The 15249-nt window shown below is 59.8% G+C and carries 16 protein-coding genes; 4 read left to right on the top strand and 12 right to left on the bottom strand.

The window, feature by feature from the left end:
* Positions 1–106: 106 nt before the first annotated feature.
* The 3 genes from ACZ9DP_RS06190 to otnK are packed head-to-tail and all read right to left on the bottom strand — an operon-like array spanning position 107 to position 2964.
* On the bottom strand, positions 107–1000 hold the full coding sequence (locus ACZ9DP_RS06190; protein ID WP_476200803.1) for an NAD(P)-dependent oxidoreductase: 894 nt from the start codon (positions 998–1000) through the stop codon (positions 107–109).
* 46 nt (positions 1001–1046) lie between these two features.
* Positions 1047–1688 (bottom strand): 3-oxo-tetronate 4-phosphate decarboxylase, encoded by a 642-nt coding sequence (otnC, locus tag ACZ9DP_RS06185; protein ID WP_074072178.1) that lies wholly within the window; start codon positions 1686–1688, stop codon positions 1047–1049.
* Positions 1675–2964 (bottom strand): 3-oxo-tetronate kinase, encoded by a 1290-nt coding sequence (gene otnK / locus ACZ9DP_RS06180; protein WP_476200802.1) that lies wholly within the window; start codon positions 2962–2964, stop codon positions 1675–1677. Before otnK ends, otnC begins: the two co-directional genes overlap by 14 nt.
* A gap of 189 nt (positions 2965–3153) precedes the next feature.
* Between otnK and ltnD the strand changes: the two genes are divergently transcribed.
* From ltnD to ACZ9DP_RS06165, 3 genes are all read left to right on the top strand, one after another.
* On the top strand, positions 3154–4074 hold the full coding sequence (ltnD, locus tag ACZ9DP_RS06175; protein WP_476200800.1) for an L-threonate dehydrogenase: 921 nt from the start codon (positions 3154–3156) through the stop codon (positions 4072–4074).
* Positions 4074–4850 (top strand): 2-oxo-tetronate isomerase, encoded by a 777-nt coding sequence (otnI, locus tag ACZ9DP_RS06170; protein WP_074072181.1) that lies wholly within the window; start codon positions 4074–4076, stop codon positions 4848–4850. The genes ltnD and otnI overlap by 1 nt, the downstream gene beginning before the upstream one ends.
* A 112-nt stretch (positions 4851–4962) precedes the next feature.
* Entirely contained in the window at positions 4963–5988 is a 1026-nt protein-coding gene (locus ACZ9DP_RS06165) for a LacI family DNA-binding transcriptional regulator (protein ID WP_476200799.1), read from the top strand.
* Positions 5989–6012: 24 nt separating this feature from the next.
* Here the strand turns inward: ACZ9DP_RS06165 and ACZ9DP_RS06160 are convergent, their stop codons facing one another.
* From ACZ9DP_RS06160 to ACZ9DP_RS06120, 9 genes are all read right to left on the bottom strand, one after another.
* Positions 6013–6759, bottom strand: a complete 747-nt coding sequence (locus ACZ9DP_RS06160; RefSeq protein ID WP_074072183.1) for an SDR family NAD(P)-dependent oxidoreductase — start codon at positions 6757–6759, stop codon at positions 6013–6015.
* Positions 6760–6798: 39 nt separating this feature from the next.
* Positions 6799–7692 carry a carbohydrate ABC transporter permease gene (locus ACZ9DP_RS06155; protein WP_027510397.1) on the bottom strand — a complete coding sequence of 298 codons (894 nt, stop codon included), beginning with the start codon at positions 7690–7692 and terminating at the stop codon, positions 6799–6801.
* Positions 7693–7708: 16 nt separating this feature from the next.
* Complete coding sequence (locus ACZ9DP_RS06150; RefSeq protein ID WP_022716144.1) at positions 7709–8644, bottom strand: carbohydrate ABC transporter permease; 936 nt, start codon at positions 8642–8644, stop codon at positions 7709–7711.
* A 66-nt stretch (positions 8645–8710) separates the two neighbouring features.
* A complete protein-coding gene (locus ACZ9DP_RS06145; RefSeq protein ID WP_239600439.1) occupies positions 8711–10024 on the bottom strand; it encodes an ABC transporter substrate-binding protein in 1314 nt (437 codons plus the stop codon).
* A 128-nt stretch (positions 10025–10152) separates the two neighbouring features.
* On the bottom strand, positions 10153–11220 hold the full coding sequence (locus tag ACZ9DP_RS06140) for an ABC transporter ATP-binding protein (protein ID WP_476200797.1): 1068 nt from the start codon (positions 11218–11220) through the stop codon (positions 10153–10155).
* Positions 11221–11326: 106 nt separating this feature from the next.
* Positions 11327–12103 carry an SDR family oxidoreductase gene (locus ACZ9DP_RS06135; RefSeq protein ID WP_283072650.1) on the bottom strand — a complete coding sequence of 259 codons (777 nt, stop codon included), beginning with the start codon at positions 12101–12103 and terminating at the stop codon, positions 11327–11329.
* A gap of 1 nt (position 12104) precedes the next feature.
* Entirely contained in the window at positions 12105–13088 is a 984-nt protein-coding gene (gene denD, locus ACZ9DP_RS06130; protein ID WP_476200796.1) for a D-erythronate dehydrogenase, read from the bottom strand.
* A gap of 29 nt (positions 13089–13117) precedes the next feature.
* A complete protein-coding gene (locus ACZ9DP_RS06125) occupies positions 13118–13861 on the bottom strand; it encodes a FadR/GntR family transcriptional regulator (protein WP_476200794.1) in 744 nt (247 codons plus the stop codon).
* 190 nt (positions 13862–14051) lie between these two features.
* Positions 14052–14495 (bottom strand): CBS domain-containing protein, encoded by a 444-nt coding sequence (locus ACZ9DP_RS06120; protein ID WP_476200793.1) that lies wholly within the window; start codon positions 14493–14495, stop codon positions 14052–14054.
* A gap of 248 nt (positions 14496–14743) precedes the next feature.
* On the opposite strand from ACZ9DP_RS06120, the gene ACZ9DP_RS06115 reads away from it, so the two are divergent.
* Complete coding sequence (locus ACZ9DP_RS06115; protein WP_239600437.1) at positions 14744–15184, top strand: DUF2267 domain-containing protein; 441 nt, start codon at positions 14744–14746, stop codon at positions 15182–15184.
* The last annotated feature ends 65 nt before the right edge of the window (positions 15185–15249 follow it).

The raw sequence follows: 15249 nt of genomic DNA, 5'->3' as shown, positions 1-15249 counted from the left end.
GCGGATAGAAGTTGATTTCGCGCGAAGCGTCAACTTACCTGCTAAGATAATATCGATTAGAAGCTGCTGAAACTGCTTTCACACCGCCGCTTGCTTAGATCTGCGGTCAACCGACATTGTTTTTCCGGGCAACGAAGTCTGCAAGATGCGGCACGTAATCCTCGGGACCGTTGCCGCCGCCTGCCACTGCCGCGGCATAGGAATTCTTCACCGCACTTGCAAGCGGCGTGGCAACCGTCGCGTCATTTGCCATGGATTCCAGATATTTCAGATCCTTATACGCGTTCGAAAGCGTGAAGCGATGCGCATTTCGGTTACCTTCCAGAGCATAACCCATGAAGGTCTGGTAAAATCCGCTGTCCATGCGCCCGCCCCGGATGACGCTGTCGAAGCGTTCCACGGAGATTCCGACCTTCCGGGAGAGTGCCAGAGCCTCGGCAAAGAGAGCTCCCATGCCCAACGAAATGAAATTGTTGAGCAGCTTCATGCGATGACCGTCGGCGACCCCGCCGATATGGACGATCTTCGCCGCCCAGGTCGCTATCACCGGCTGGATCCGCTGGAATGTCGCATCATCGGCACCGACCATGCAGTCCAAGGTCCCCTCCCACGCCTCCTTCGGCGTCCGGCTAAGCGGTGCGTCGGCAAAATAGACTTTCTGCGCCGCAAGCGTTTCGGCAAGATGCATTGTCACCGTTGGATCCCCGGTCGAGCAGTCGACAATCACCGTTTCCGGGGCAAGGGCCGGCCGCATTTCCTCGATAACGCAGGACACTTCCTTCGAGCTTGTGAGGCACAGAAAGATCATGGTCGAATTTTTCGCAAGCTCCGTAAGCGAATGGGCCTCGCGGGCGCCGCGGCCGAGCAGGTCTTCGACGGGTTTGCGATTGCGGTGCGCGATCACCGTCAGCGGGAAGCCTTTTTCGACGATGTTCTTCGCAATACCGTGTCCCATCAGTCCAACACCGACAAATCCCACTCTTTCCTCGATTTCAGCCATTTTTCTCTCCCGTCCAATCGTTTTGAAGTTGCGCCGCCGACGCGGCCTAAGGAAGGTTGAAGCGTTTGCGCAAGTCATCGACCTGTTCTGCGGTCAGCATCCTTTTGGCGTGATGCTGCAGCATGAGAAAAAGCTTTGCAGTTTCTTCAAGCTCTTCGGTGGCGAACTGGGCGTTTGCAAGCGTCGTGCCGGCGACGACCGGCCCATGATTGGCAAGCAGCATCGCGTGATGACGCCCGGCGAGCGACCGGACCGCGTCTGCAAGCGCCATGTCCCCGGGCGCGAAATAGGGGACAAGCGGCAAGCGTCCGACACGCATGACGTAATAGGCGGTCAAGGGCGGCAGGACATCCTCAGGATCGATATCGCGCAGAATGCTGACTGCTGTTGCATGGCTCGAATGGAGATGGACGACGGCGCCGGCATCACCGCGCTCGCCATACATCGAAAAATGCAGAAATGCTTCCTTGGTCGGCGCGTCGCCGGACAGGAGTTTGCCCGAGGCGTCGAAGAGGGAAAGCCGGGCCGGGTCAAGAGAGCCCATCGATGCATTGGTCGGCGTCATCAGCCAACCTCCATCGGAAAGGCGAACCGAAATATTGCCGGTCGAGCCGGAGGTCAGCCCGCGCTCGAACAGCGACTGCCCCGTACGGCATATCTCTTCACGCAGGCGATTAATCTCGTGCATCCGACCCCTCCGATTCAAGCTGCGCCCATGCTTTCAGGAAGAAATCCGGAGCGCCGAAATTGCCGGATTTCAAAGCCAGCACAATGTCCGGACCGCTTAGGCTGCGGGTCCATGGCACGCCTGGATCGATTTCAGGGCCGATGGAAAGCGTCTTGACGCCGAGCGCATTGATCACCGCGCCTGAAGTTTCTCCGCCGGCAATGAGAAAGCGGGTAAAGCCCTTCTGCTTCAGTCGCTCGGCAACCTCGGCCAGCGTCTGTTCGACAAGCGCTCCGGACTCGTGCCGTCCCATGGCCGCCTGGATGCTCTGAAGCTCCTCCGGACTGGCGCTGGAATAAACGAGGGGCAGACGGTCCTTGTCTTGCGAAATCACCCAGTCGGCGATTTCTGCAGCGCTCTGGCTTCCATCGGCAACCGCCGAAATATCAAGCCTCAGAAGCGCGGCAGCGTCATTGCGAGCAACCTCGATCTGGACACGGGTTGCAAGCGAGCAGGATCCGGCAAGGACGACCCGGCGCCCTGCCGGCGCCATCATGCGGGTCATGGCCTCGCGGACTGGCAATTTTTTGCGTTTTCTGAAATTTTCGGGCAACCCCATGGCAATGCCGGAGCCGCCCGTGACAAGCTTCATGCCGTCGCAGGCCGCCCCGATGGTGCGCAGATCGGCATCCGACAATGTATCGACAACGAGGATGCGCTTTCCTGCCGCCTTCTGCTGCGCAAAAGCCGCCCGGATGGCGTCTTCGCCCCTGGCGATCACCGGCCAATCGATAAGACCGACCGGACGTCTTGTCTGCCGTTGCAGGACGCGGACGAGATCGGAATCGTGCATCGGCGTTAAGGGATGGTCCTTCAGAGAGCTTTCCGACAGGAGCCGGTCGCCGACAAAAAGATGCCCCTTATAGACAGTGCGACCGGTTGCAGGAAAGGATGGACAGGCAATCGTCAGCTCGCCTCCGGTCAGATCCTGAAGCGCGTCGGCGACCGGCCCGATATTGCCGTCATCGGTGGAATCGAACGTCGAGCAATATTTGAACAGCAGCTGCTCTGCGCCGGCGGCAATGAGCTTGCCGGCCGCCGCCGTCGATGCCCTGACGGCTTCTTCTGCAGGGATCGTTCTCGATTTGAGCGCAACGACCACCGCATCCGCATCGCCAAAATCAGCCCCCTCCTCGGGCACGCCGATCGCTTGCAGGGTCTTCATGCCTTCACGCGACAGCATGAGGCAAAGATCGGTGGCTCCGGTGATGTCGTCGGCTACTGCACCGATTAGCACATCGTTTCTCCTGCCTGTTTGCGTTGAATGCCCGGGCTGACGAAGGGTCCAATTCCCCGATGAGAAATAGAACTTGCAATCCATTCCGCCGATAAGCTAACCATAGAGTGGCAGCGCTGTCATTAGTTTTTCGCGGATCACAATTCAAGCCAATTCCGCACCGGATGGAAGCAACAATGGATTTCGAACATGAGCGAAGCGGTTAACCTGAAGGTCTGTGTCATCGGTCTCGGATCGATGGGTTTTGGCGTCGCGACATCACTGCTGAAAAAAGGATTTAAGACCGGCGGCTACGACATCAGCCCCGAGACGACAGCACGCTTCGTCGCGGCAGGCGGCAAAGGGGCTGCAAGTCCAGCCGAAGCAGCTATCGGCGCCGATGTTGTCGTGACAGTGGTCGTCAATGGCGCCCAGACAGAACAGGTTCTATTTGGTAAGGGCGGTGCGGCGCAGAGCATGTCGAAGGGCGGCACGATCCTTTCCTTTGCAACGATGCCGCCGCAGACGGCCGAAGATCTGGCACAGCGCGCTGGCGCGCTTGGTCTGAACTATATTGACGGGCCCATCAGCGGCGGCGCAAAGCGCGCCGCTGCCGGGGAACTCACGATCATGGCATCGGGACGACCCGAAGCTTTCAACCATGTGCGCCCCGTGCTCGATGCGATCGCCATGACGGTCTACGAACTCGGAGACCAGGCCGGCATCGGATCATCCTTCAAGATCGTCAACCAGCTCCTTGCCGGCGTTCATATCGCGGCCGCCTGTGAAGCGATAACCTTTGCCAAGGCGCTCGGCCTTGATATCGACAAGGTCTATGAGGTCATCACAGCGTCGGCGGGCAATTCCTGGATGTTCGAAAACCGCGTTCCACACATCCTTCAAGGTGATTACTCGCCAAAGAGCGCCGTCGATATTTTCACGAAGGACCTTGGCATCGTATCGGACCTTGGGCGCGGGATGAAGTTTCCGCTGCCGATCACGTCCACGGCACTTCAGATGTTCATCATGACGGCTGCAGCCGGCATGGGCCGGGACGATGATGCCTCCGTCGCAAGGCTGATCGCAAAGGTGACGGGCATTGAGCTTCCCGGCGGGCCGGAGGCTGCGTGATGCCGCAATTTGCCGCAAATCTTACGATGATGTTCAACGAGGTGGCGTTTTTGGAACGGTTTGCGGCAGCCGCAATGGTCGGCTTTTCCGCCGTCGAGTTCCTGTTTCCCTATGACCACCCGCCGGAGGTCATCGGCGAGCGCCTGCGCGAAAACGGACTGACAGTTGCACTCTTCAATTTGCCGCCAGGAAACTGGCAGGCGGGCGAACGCGGCCTTGCTGCGCTCGACGGCCGGCAGAGCGAATTTCGAACCTCGGTGGATACCGCCTTGCGATACGCCCGAAGCGCAGGCGCCCGCACGCTGCATGTCATGAGCGGTCTGGGCTCGCGCAGGGATCCGGCCGCGATTGCGATTTACCGCGACTCTCTGGCATTCGCCTGCGATCGGGCAGGCGAAAGCGGCATCGACATCGTCATCGAGCCGATCAACCCACGGGACATGCCGGGATATTTTCTCAACAACTTCGACTTTGCTGCCGACATTATCAGTGCATTGAAGAGGCCAAACCTGAAGCTGCAATTCGACATCTATCACCGTCAGATCATTCACGGCGACGTGCTCACGGGGCTCCGGCGGCTGATGCCGCTCATCGGCCACGTACAGATTGCTTCGGTGCCGCTGCGCAACGAGCCCGCAACCGGCGAACTTGACGATTTTCGTCTGCTCACAGAGCTGGATGTTCTCGGCTACAAAGGCTTCGTGGGCTGCGAGTATCGTCCTGCAGGCAAGACGGTGGCAGGTCTTAGCTGGCTTGATGCGTTTGCAAGCCGCTGAGAACAAGCGCTGCGGCAATCGATCGTGTGGGTCTCGTTGAGCTGGCCCTTGATGTATGGGCCAGTGAACGTCTGGAGATGATGCCGCCTGCGGGCTGAAGCAGGAGGACTTAATGCAGCAAAAACAGCGTCTGCCGGCAAGAAAAAGCAAGGTGACCGTCAGGGATATCGCCCTTCGAGCCGGCGTGGGCGAATCGACGGTCTCGCGGATCATGCGCAACAAGGGGCCGGTCGCAGAGGAAACGCGCCGGCGGGTGATGGAGGCCGTTCGGGCAACGGGTTATGTCCCCAACCGGATTGCCGGTTCGCTTGCCTCGCTCGATTCCCATCTGGTTGGCGTCGTCGTTCCCTCACTGTCCAACATCGTCTTTCCCGAAGTTCTGCAAGGCGTCCATGCCGCTTTGCGCGGCAGCGACTACCAGCCCGTCATCAGCATTACGGGCTACGACATTGATCTGGAGGAAACGATCGTTCGCGGACTGCTGTCATGGAAGCCCGCAGCCATCCTGATTGCCGGCTTCGATCATACCCCGGCAACCCACCGCATGCTTTGTGAAAGCGGCATCCGCATTGTCGAGATGATGGACATCGATTCGACGCCGATCGACATCGCCGTCGGCATGTCGCATCGGCGTGCTGGCTACGCTACCGGCCAATACCTCATAGAGCGCGGATACCGCCAGTTCGGATATGTCGGTCATGACTGGAACGCTGACCGGCGGGCGCGGCTGCGCTACGACGGGATTTGTGACGCCTTGGGCGACGCGGGATTGCGAATTGCCGCCCACGCGATCGCCGATGCGCCGAGTTCCGTCGGTGTCGGACGGGAGATGACCGCACGTCTTTTCGCCGAGCCGGTGAAGGTCGATGTGATCATCTATTCCAACGACGACATGGCGGTCGGGGGAGTCTTCCAGTGCCTTGGTGCCGGCGTGCGCATGCCCGACGATCTCGCCATTTTTGGCTTCAATGGCCTGGATATTGGCCGCGAACTGCCCCAGCCCCTTGCAACGGTGCGCTCCAACCGCTTCTTGATTGGACGCACATCAGTGGAAAAGGCCTTCGAAACGCCGGAGCGGCCGCCAACGAAATCAATCGTCGATACAGGCTTCGAGATTTTTCCAGGCGCCACGGCTTAAGGCGCTGAAGCGCGCCCATGTTCTTCAATAGGTGGCACGCCCGCCCGACAGGTCGAATGTCGAGGCTGTGGTAAAGCTGTTTTCCTGAGACACCAGCCAGGCGACCATGGACGCGGCCTCCTCCACCTTCAAAAAGCGGCCGCGCGGGATGCGCGAGCGCATGTATTCGATGAACTCCGGCGTCAGCTGTTCCAGAATCCGCGTCTGAGCGGTTGCCGGCGTAATGCAATTGACGGCGATGTCGTAGCCAGCAAGCTCCTTGCCCAGCGATTTGGTAAGCCCGATGACGCCGGCCTTCGAGGCGGAATAAGCTGCAGCGTTCGGATTGCCCTCCTTGCCTGCGATCGAGGCGATATTGACGATGCGGCCATAGTTGCGCGCCTTCATATCCGGGACCACTGCGCGGTTGACATAGAAGGTGCCGGTGAGATTGATATCGATGATCTTCTTCCACATGGCGATGTCATAGGTATCAACCGGCGCTGCATCTCCGGCGATGCCGGCGGAATTGACGACGATCGATACCGGTGGGCCATCGGCGGTGGTGGCGGCATAGGCAGCCTCGACCTGGTCCCAGCGTGAGATATCGGCGACGGCGCTGCGAGTTCCTGCGCCAAGCGCAGCCTCCGCCTTTTTGAGCAACGGCCCATCCATGTCCCAAAGTGTGACCGCCGCACCGGAGGCAATGAGACGGCTGGCGATTGCAAAACCAATGCCCTGTGCACCTCCTGTGACGATCGCATGCTGGCCTTCCAGATCAATCCTGTTCATCCGCCCCTCTCCCTCACGAACCCTGGCAGTCAAATTTCGTCATTCCTTCACCGCGCCGGTCATCGACGAAACATAGTAGTCGACGAAGAACGAATAGAGGATCACGACGGGCAGCGAGCCGAACAAAGCCCCGGCCATCAGCGATCCCCATTCGAACACGTCGCCGCGCACCAGCTCGGTCAAAACACCGACGGGAATGGTCTTGTTTTCCGACGACTGAATGAATGTGAGCGCATAGATGAACTCGTTCCACGAGAGCGTGAAGGCGAAAATGCCGGCCGATATCAACCCGGGCACGGCAAGCGGCAGGATGATCTTCACCAGGATCTGCCAGCGGTTGGCGCCGTCGACCAAGGCACTTTCCTCGAGCTCAAAAGGGATCGACCGGAAATAGCCCATCAGCAACCAGGTGCAGAACGGGATCAGGAAGGTCGGATAGGTAAAGATCAGCGCCAGCCTGGAATCATAGATGCCGAGCTTGAAGACGATGAAGGCCAGCGGGATGAAGAGGATCGATGGCGGCACGAGATAGGCGAGAAAAATAAGGAGCCCGACCGGGCGCGATCCGGTAAAGCGCACGCGCTCGATTGCGTAAGCGCCGAAAACGGATGCTGCAAGCGACAGCACCGTCGATCCGACCGCAACCAGCATCGTGTTCCAGAGCCAGCCCGGATAGGAGGTTTCAAGGAACAGATATTTAATGTGGTCTAGCGTCGGCTCGACCACCCAGAAGGGGCTGTAGTTGTTGTAATCGGTCAGCTGCGAGTTCGGTTTGACGGCGGTGATCGCCATCCAATAGAACGGAAAGAGCAGCACGAAGACGAAGACCGCCATCGGCAGATAGAGCATGACGATGCGCCGTGGCAGGCGATTGAGATAACTCATCCCCTGGACGTTGTCGGTCAGAACCTGATCGGTAGTGTTGGCGTTCATGATTGTCTCCCGACCGTTAATCCTGGCCGCCCTGCTGCCATTTGCGGCGCTGCAGACCGAAGAAGCTGAACATGATGGCGGCAAGCAGGAAGGGGATCATCGCGACCGCAATGGCAGCTCCCTCGCCCAACTGGCCGCCCGGAATGCCGCGCTGGAAGGACAGCGTCGCCATCAGGTGCGTGGCATTGACCGGCCCGCCTTTGGTCAGCACGTAGATCAGCTGGAAATCGGTGAAGGTAAAAAGCACCGAAAACGTCATCACGACGGCGATGATCGGCGTCAGCATCGGCAGCGTCACATAGCGGAACCGCTGCCAGCTGGTTGCACCGTCGAGCGAGGCGGCTTCCTGGAGCGAGGCGGGAATGGTCTGCAGGCCGGCGAGCAGCGAGATGGCAACGAACGGTATGCCGCGCCAGACATTGGCGATAATCACCGAGATCCGCGCATTGGTGGGATCGCCGAGAAAATTGATCGGTCCATCAATCAGCCCCATCTGCATCAGCGACCAGGAAAGGATCGAGAATTGGGAATCGTAGATCCACCAGAAAGCCAGCCCCGACAGCACCGTCGGAACGACCCATGGAAGCAGGACGATAGCGCGGAAGAAAGACTTGAACGGCAGGTGCTGATTGAGAAGCAGCGCCAGCCAGAGGCCAAGTACGAATTTTAAGACGGAGGCAACGAACGTATAAAGCAGGGTGTTGAAGACCGAGAGCCAGAAAACGGAATCGCTGGCAAGGAACTGATAGTTCTCAAGGCCGATGAAGATACCGTCGCGACCGATCCGGGTGTCGGTGAAGCCGAGCCAGACACCCAGTCCGAGCGGGTAGGTGAGGAAACATACGAGAAAGATGGCCGCCGGCAGCATGAACAAGAAGCCGAGCATATTGTTGTTCTGCATGAGCGATGCGACCCGGCCGCGCGTCGTATCCCCGGATGTCACGGTCGACATGGTTCTATCTCCTGATGGACAATCGCAGCATGCCGTCGCCGGCATGCTGCAGACCTTTAAACGGGCTTAAACCCGGTAGTAGCGGTTTGCCCGGCGCTCTGCTTCTTTCATCGCGTCTTCCGGCGTCATCTGGCCGGTTACTGCAGCGGCGAACATGTCGACGAGCACGTAGTCGGCCATGGTGCCTGCCGAAGCATAGCCGAGGGGGCCCGCATAACCGTTCGGCCGCAGCGTCTCCGAAGCACGCGCATAGGGCGCATGGATCGGATCGGACGTCCAGACGGGATTGTCGGAAAAGGCCTTCAGCGGCTGGCAGCAATAGGCGCTGGAACCTGTAATCCAAGCATTCATCTGGTCGGCTTCCATCATGAACTTGATGTAGGCTTTTGCAGCTTCCGGGTACTCGGTATGGCTAAAGAGAAGCAGCGAGCTCGTCTGGTGCAGCTCGACGCTCTTGCCGACTGGACCAATCGGGAAGTTCGTGGTTCTCATGTCTGCGGCGATTTCGGCAAGCTTTGGATCTTTTTTCGCCGCATAGTAGACCGACACACCGTTTGCGATCAGTGAAACCTGCCCGGCGAGGAATGCCCGGTTGTTGTTGATGTCCTGCCAGCTTTCCGTGCCCGGGATGAAGGTTGCATAGAGTTCCTTCGCATAGTTGATGGCAGCCAGCGTTTCGGGGCTGTTGATGGTCACCTTGCCGCTTTCGTCCACCATCTTGCCGCCATGACTCCAAAGCAGCCAATGGGCATAGTTGTTGCCGTCGCCGACCGCCTTGCCATGAGGGAAGCCGGCGGGCGTGCCCTTGGCCTTCATTGCCTTGCAAAGTTCAAGAAAGCCTGCCGTATCCTTCGGGAACTCGCTGAAGCCGGCCGCCTTCACATGGCTGTCGCGGTAGACGACGGCATTGCCAATCGCCGTGAGCGGCATAGCGATGAACTTGTCGTCGCGGGTTGCATAGCCGCGGACACCGTCATACCAGCCGCCGTACTTGTTGCCGAGATAGGTCGCAAGTTCGGTCAGGTCGACGAGTTTGTCGGGATACTGATGGGCGTCGTCGAACCAGCACATCACCATGTCCGGACCGGAGCCGACATTGGCGGCAACGGCAGCCTTCGGACGGATATCTTCCCAGCTTTCCTTGTCGACGCGAACGTCGACGCCGGTCGCCTCGGTGAACTTCTTGGTGTTGGCAAGCCAGGCATCCTCGTCTCCCTTGACGAAGGGCGTCCAGCGAAGAAGCCTGAGGCTTGCGCCTTCTTCCGGCTTGTAGCTCGGTTCGGCCTGGGCGAAAGACGGTCGGACCCCGAACGGCGAAAGGCCCGCGATACCGGCCGCGGCCGCCGACGCGGCAAGAAAATCACGTCTTTTGATTGTCATAATACTCCTCCTTGAAAAGCGGGAGCGAATTCTCCGGCGTTCACCTTCCCGCTTGGCGAACGACGGTCATCGCATCGGCGGATGAGCAGGGAAGGCTCCTCTTCTTCCCTGCCTCCACTGAAGCGTTATCAGGCACTCAATCTCTGTCCGCTTTCGGCATCGAAGAGATGCACATGCGGCGCGTCGATCGAGACGCGCAGCGTCTCGCCGGGACGCGCGTTGACGCGTTCGCGGAAGACGCAACTGACGTCAGCGCCCGCGAACCTCACGATCAGCTGCGTTTCGTAGCCGGTCGGCTCGATGACGACGATCTCAGCCGGCAGACCATTGGCATCGAGCGCGATATATTCCGGGCGCAACCCATAGATCAGATCGCGTCCCTTTGCCCCGGCAGGCGGATTTGCAACCGGCAGGGCCGTTCCGTCCGACGCAATGAACTGGTTGGCGTTGTCCGGATTGAGGCGGCCCTTGAACATGTTCATCGCCGGCGAGCCGATGAAGCCTGCGACAAAGAGGTTCGCCGGATTGTCGTAAAGATCGAGCGGCGCTCCAACCTGTTCCACGACGCCGTCATGCATGACGACGATCTTGTCGGCCATCGTCATTGCCTCGATCTGATCGTGGGTGACATAGACGGTCGTGGTGCTAAGGCGCTGGTGAAGCTCCTTGATCTCGGCGCGCATGGCGACGCGGAGCTTGGCGTCGAGGTTGGAGAGTGGTTCGTCGAAGAGGAAGACCTGCGGATCGCGCACGATCGCCCGGCCCATGGCGACGCGCTGTCGCTGGCCACCGGAAAGCTGGCGTGGATAGCGGTCGAGAAGTTTGGTGAGGCCGAGGATGCCGGCGGCCTTGTTCACGCGCTGATCCATGTCCGCCTTCGGCGCACGTTTGAGCATCAGCGAAAACGCCATGTTCTGGGCGACCGTCATGTGCGGATAAAGCGCATAGTTCTGAAAGACCATGGCGATGTCGCGTTCTCCAGGCGCCAGCCCGTTGACGACGCGGCTGCCGATGCGGATTTCCCCGGCGGATATGTTTTCGAGGCCGGCGAGCATTCTCAAAAGCGTGGATTTTCCGCATCCGGACGGCCCGACCAGGATCACGAACTCCCCGTCGGCAATCTCGATGTTCACACCCTTGATGACGGGGAACGCCCCGAATGATTTCCTGATATCGACGAACTCGACAGCTGCCATAAAAGTTTCTCCCAGACCTTGTCTTCGCCTTCGGCCTTCATCTGCCCGGCCATCCCTCCTCCAGGATAACACCGCCAGGGCGCAGGCCAATTCAACTTGGTTATGCCTATCCCCTTCCCACGAGGGGCATCTTTGTCGCCATCACAGTCATCGTCAGCACGTTTGCCTCCAACGGCAGGCTTGCCATATAGACGACGGCGCGGGCGATATGCTCGGACGGGATCGTCGGCTCGCTCGCAATCTCTCCATTCGCCTGCAGCACTCCCGAGCTCATCTTCGACGTCATATCCGTTGCGGCATTGCCGATATCGATCTGGCCGCAGGCGATATCGTATGGCCGTCCGTCGAGTGCGGCCGATTTCGTCAGGCCGGTGATCGCATGCTTTGTCGCCGTATAAGGAGCGGAATTCGGCCTCGGCGTCGTGGCGGAAATCGATCCGTTGTTGATGATGCGGCCGCCGCGCGGCTCCTGCGATTTCATCAACCTGAAAGCCTGCTGGGTGCATATAAAGGCGCCGGTGAGGTTGGCCGCAACCACCCCACTCCACTGATCGAAGCTGACGTCCTCCAGGGGGATCGCCGGAATATTGCTGCCGGCATTGTTGACGAGAAGGTCGAGCCTGCCGAACTCGGCTTTGATCTGACCAAAAAGGTCTGCCACCTGCTCGGCAAGGCTGATATCGCAGGTCATCGCCCGGACCGTCCCGCCGGTTTCGGCAGCAAGCTCGGCGGCGGCTTTTTCCAGAACATCGCTCCGGCGGCCGGTAATGACGACGACATAGCCTTCAGCGCTCAAGGCGCCGGCGATGCTGCGGCCGATGCCGGTGCCTCCGCCGGTGACGAGCGCGATCTTGCCTTTCTGCAGGGTTGCGGATTGCGGCATCTTAGATTTTACCCCCGAGTTCGTCGTCTATGTGGATCTTGATGATCTCGTCGAAATTGGCTTCGGCCTTGAAACCGAGCGCGGTGGCGCGCTGCGCGTCGAAATCCGTCGCCCAGCCGGAAACAATCGAACGAACGGCCGGGTCGGCCTCGCGGCGGATGAGCTTGACCGCCTTGTCTCCGGCAACGCGGCGCAGCGCCTCGATCTCTTCGCCGACGAGCGCGGAAAGGCCGGGCATCGTCAGATTGCGGCGCGGCCCGATCTTACTGGTGTCGATCCGCGCGGCATGGACGAAGAAGCCGACCGCCGAACGGGGGCTTGCGAACCAATGGCGGACGTTCTCGTCGACGGGGAGCACGGCCTCCTGGCCGACCAGCGGCTCGCGCAGGATATTGGAAAAAAAGCCGGAGGCGGCCTTGTTGGGTTTGCCGGGACGAATGCAGATCGTCGGAAGGCGGATGCCGATGCCGTCGAAAATGCCACGCCGTGAATAATCGGCCAACAGGAGCTCGCAGATTGCCTTCTGCGTCCCATAGCTCGTCAGCGGCGTCGTGAAGAAATCATCTCTGATCTTCTCCGGGAAAGGCTGGCCGAAGACGGCGATGGATGACGCAAAGATCAGGCGCGGCGTGTAAGGCTCTTTCTGGCCTTCGAACCGGATCGCCTCAAAGAGCGAGCGCGTGCCGTCGAGATTGACGCGGTAGCCTTTGTCGAAATCCGCCTCGGCCTCGCCGGACACGATCGCCGCGAGATGGAAGATCAGATCCGGTCGCAAGGAGGCAAGCGTGCCTGCGACGCCGGCATCCGAGAGATCAAGCGCCAGCGCGTTAGAAACGGAGGCAAGTGCGGCAGGCACCGGCGGAGCAACGACATCGACGAGCGTGAGCCTGTCGATGCTGCGGCCGAGCGCTTCAGCGTTGGAGCCGAGCTTTTCCACCAGTTTGCGTCCGATCATGCCGGCTGCGCCGATAACCATCACATGCATATCAGGCAAATCTCCTCATGCTGTCCGGCTCACGCCGGACCGCCGGCGCTCAAAAGAGCCCTGGTCGTTTCGTAAATGCGCGTCAGATGATGGCGAAACGCGGCGATCACGGCGTCCCGGTCATGCCGTTCAAGGGCCTCGGCGATCGCAACGTGATCGGCGTAGCTGGCCTCAATGGCGCCCGGCCGGGACATGGCGTTGCGTCGGTAGTCCATCATGTAGGTGTATAGATCGGTGACGAAGTCGGCGAGCAGCGGGTTTCCGCAGGCGCGATAGATTGCGACGTGGAATTCACGGTCACAGATGAGAAAGCGCATTGCATCGTCTCCACCCAGACGCTGCGCTTCGATGAGGCCCTGCAGCTTTTTCAGGGTTTCGGCGTCTATCCTTTCGGCGGCATCGCCGACGATCTTGAGTTCGATATGCAGGCGCGCCGCATGGACCGATTCCAAATCGTAGCTGTCGATGGCGTTTGGGGATGCGATGGTGACGGTGATGTGGCTGAGGTCGACCTTGCCGACGCGGCTGCGGCTGCCGTGCGAAACTTCGATGATGCCTTGGGCGGCAAGCATCTGGATTGCGCCGCGCACCGTTTCCCGGCTAACATGAAGAACATTGGCAAGCTCGCGCTCACCCGGCAGCTCGTCGCCCGGCCTCAGCATGTTCGTGGCAATCAGGACCATCAGCTTTTCAGCGATGACGTCGCGCGCCGTCTGGCGGGCAAGGCTTCGCCCGACATTCGGTACCTGCGTCAATATCGGGCTCTCGTCCATGGTCCCCGTCGTCACTGATCCACTGGTTGGTCCACCAGATCAGTTGAGTAAAGGTTACAGCAGGACGGCCGTCAAGAGATATTCGTCGCCGCATTGCAGCATTTGGGGGCGCGCGCCGCGTAACGGCGCGCACCCGGGTACGGCGGGAACGGGTGCCGCCACCCGGCTTTCCGCCTCATCGCGCGGCCGCTTAGTGAAGGCCGCTCGACTGCGAATGGTGGCCTCCGTGCCGCGATATCCCCGCAAGAGCTGCGCCGGCCGACGCTTTTTCGGCGACAGTAGCCAGATCGCCAAGCGACAATATGCCGACCAGCCGTTTGTCGCGATTAACCACCGGAATGCGCCTGATCTGTTGATCGGCAAGGTTCTTGCAGACTTCCTCGGTGTCCTGATCATCAAAGCAGTATCTGACTTCGGACGTCATGATATCGCCGACCTTCGCCTCAGGTCCCTGCCCCTGGGCAATGGCGCGAACCGCGATGTCGCGATCCGTCAGCATGCCAACGAGCCGGTCATTATCCTCGACCGGCACGACGCCGGCGTCGAGTTCGGCCATGATCTTTGCCGCTTCCTCAATCGTGTCACCCGGCCTGACGAGCCGGACGTCGCGCGTCATCACTTCGCTCACTTTCATGATTTTTATCCTCCGCCTTGTATGGATTTCTACAGAAGTCCAACGTATCTGGCTCGGCAATGTTCCAAGCGTCATCGATTAACGTCCCTGTCAGCAATTTGGACGCTCACGCCAGGCAATTGCCCGCATATAGACGCTCCACGGCCGTTTTCTTTGCGAATGACGAAACAATTGCAGCCAATTGCAGTTGTGCTCTTTGAGAAGGATGTTCGGGCTTCGACCGGCCCCTTGCAAAGGAGGGTCTCAATATGAGCACAACCGGTCTCGATGTCTTCGACAAGACACTGCAAACCACCAATATCTGGCTGAACGAAATCATGGCCGACCATGGTCCCGACCGGCACGTCGCATGGCATATTCTGGGCGCCGTCCTTAAGGCCTTGCGCGACAGGCTTTCGCCGGACCTTGCGGCCCATCTCGGCGCAGAACTGCCGCTCATCGTTCGCGGCATCTACTATGATCAGTATCGACCTTCCCAGATGCCGGACAAGACCCGTTCACGCGATGAATTCCTCGAGCGTGTCGCCGAAGGGCTAAAATCCATTCGTCCGGTCGATCCCGCCGATGCGGCGAAATCGGTTTTCCACGTTCTTGCCCGTCATGTCGATCTCGGCCAATCGGCAAAGGTGCGCGACGCACTGCCCAAGGAGATTCAGGCTTTGTGGCCCGACAGCGTCGGCGTAAGATAGCGGCGGAACAGCGGGCCGCCGCCCGTTTCGCCGGAACCTCGGGCGCATTGCGCTGCCCGATCAGC

Source organism: Rhizobium sp. USDA 4016 (assembly GCF_056279705.1).
The sequence above is the reverse complement of the archived record's forward strand: the minus strand, read 5'-3'. Positions and strand labels throughout refer to the sequence as shown.

Bases quoted from the DNA above. Each gene is read 5' to 3' on its own strand.
- ltnD (WP_476200800.1), top strand. From the start codon at position 3,154: ATGAGCGAAGCGGTTAACCTGAAGGTCTGTGTCATCGGTCTCGGATCG.
- otnI (WP_074072181.1), top strand. From the start codon at position 4,074: ATGCCGCAATTTGCCGCAAATCTTACGATGATGTTCAACGAGGTGGCG.
- ACZ9DP_RS06115 (WP_239600437.1), top strand. From the start codon at position 14,744: ATGAGCACAACCGGTCTCGATGTCTTCGACAAGACACTGCAAACCACC.
- ACZ9DP_RS06145 (WP_239600439.1), bottom strand. From the start codon at position 10,024: ATGACAATCAAAAGACGTGATTTTCTTGCCGCGTCGGCGGCCGCGGCC.
- ACZ9DP_RS06190 (WP_476200803.1), bottom strand. From the start codon at position 1,000: ATGGCTGAAATCGAGGAAAGAGTGGGATTTGTCGGTGTTGGACTGATG.
- ACZ9DP_RS06150 (WP_022716144.1), bottom strand. From the start codon at position 8,644: ATGTCGACCGTGACATCCGGGGATACGACGCGCGGCCGGGTCGCATCG.
- denD (WP_476200796.1), bottom strand. From the start codon at position 13,088: ATGCATGTGATGGTTATCGGCGCAGCCGGCATGATCGGACGCAAACTG.
- ACZ9DP_RS06140 (WP_476200797.1), bottom strand. From the start codon at position 11,220: ATGGCAGCTGTCGAGTTCGTCGATATCAGGAAATCATTCGGGGCGTTC.
- ACZ9DP_RS06120 (WP_476200793.1), bottom strand. From the start codon at position 14,495: ATGAAAGTGAGCGAAGTGATGACGCGCGACGTCCGGCTCGTCAGGCCG.
- ACZ9DP_RS06160 (WP_074072183.1), bottom strand. From the start codon at position 6,759: ATGAACAGGATTGATCTGGAAGGCCAGCATGCGATCGTCACAGGAGGT.
- ACZ9DP_RS06125 (WP_476200794.1), bottom strand. From the start codon at position 13,861: ATGGACGAGAGCCCGATATTGACGCAGGTACCGAATGTCGGGCGAAGC.
- ACZ9DP_RS06155 (WP_027510397.1), bottom strand. From the start codon at position 7,692: ATGAACGCCAACACTACCGATCAGGTTCTGACCGACAACGTCCAGGGG.
- ACZ9DP_RS06135 (WP_283072650.1), bottom strand. From the start codon at position 12,103: ATGCCGCAATCCGCAACCCTGCAGAAAGGCAAGATCGCGCTCGTCACC.
- ACZ9DP_RS06165 (WP_476200799.1), top strand. From the start codon at position 4,963: ATGCAGCAAAAACAGCGTCTGCCGGCAAGAAAAAGCAAGGTGACCGTC.
- otnC (WP_074072178.1), bottom strand. From the start codon at position 1,688: ATGCACGAGATTAATCGCCTGCGTGAAGAGATATGCCGTACGGGGCAG.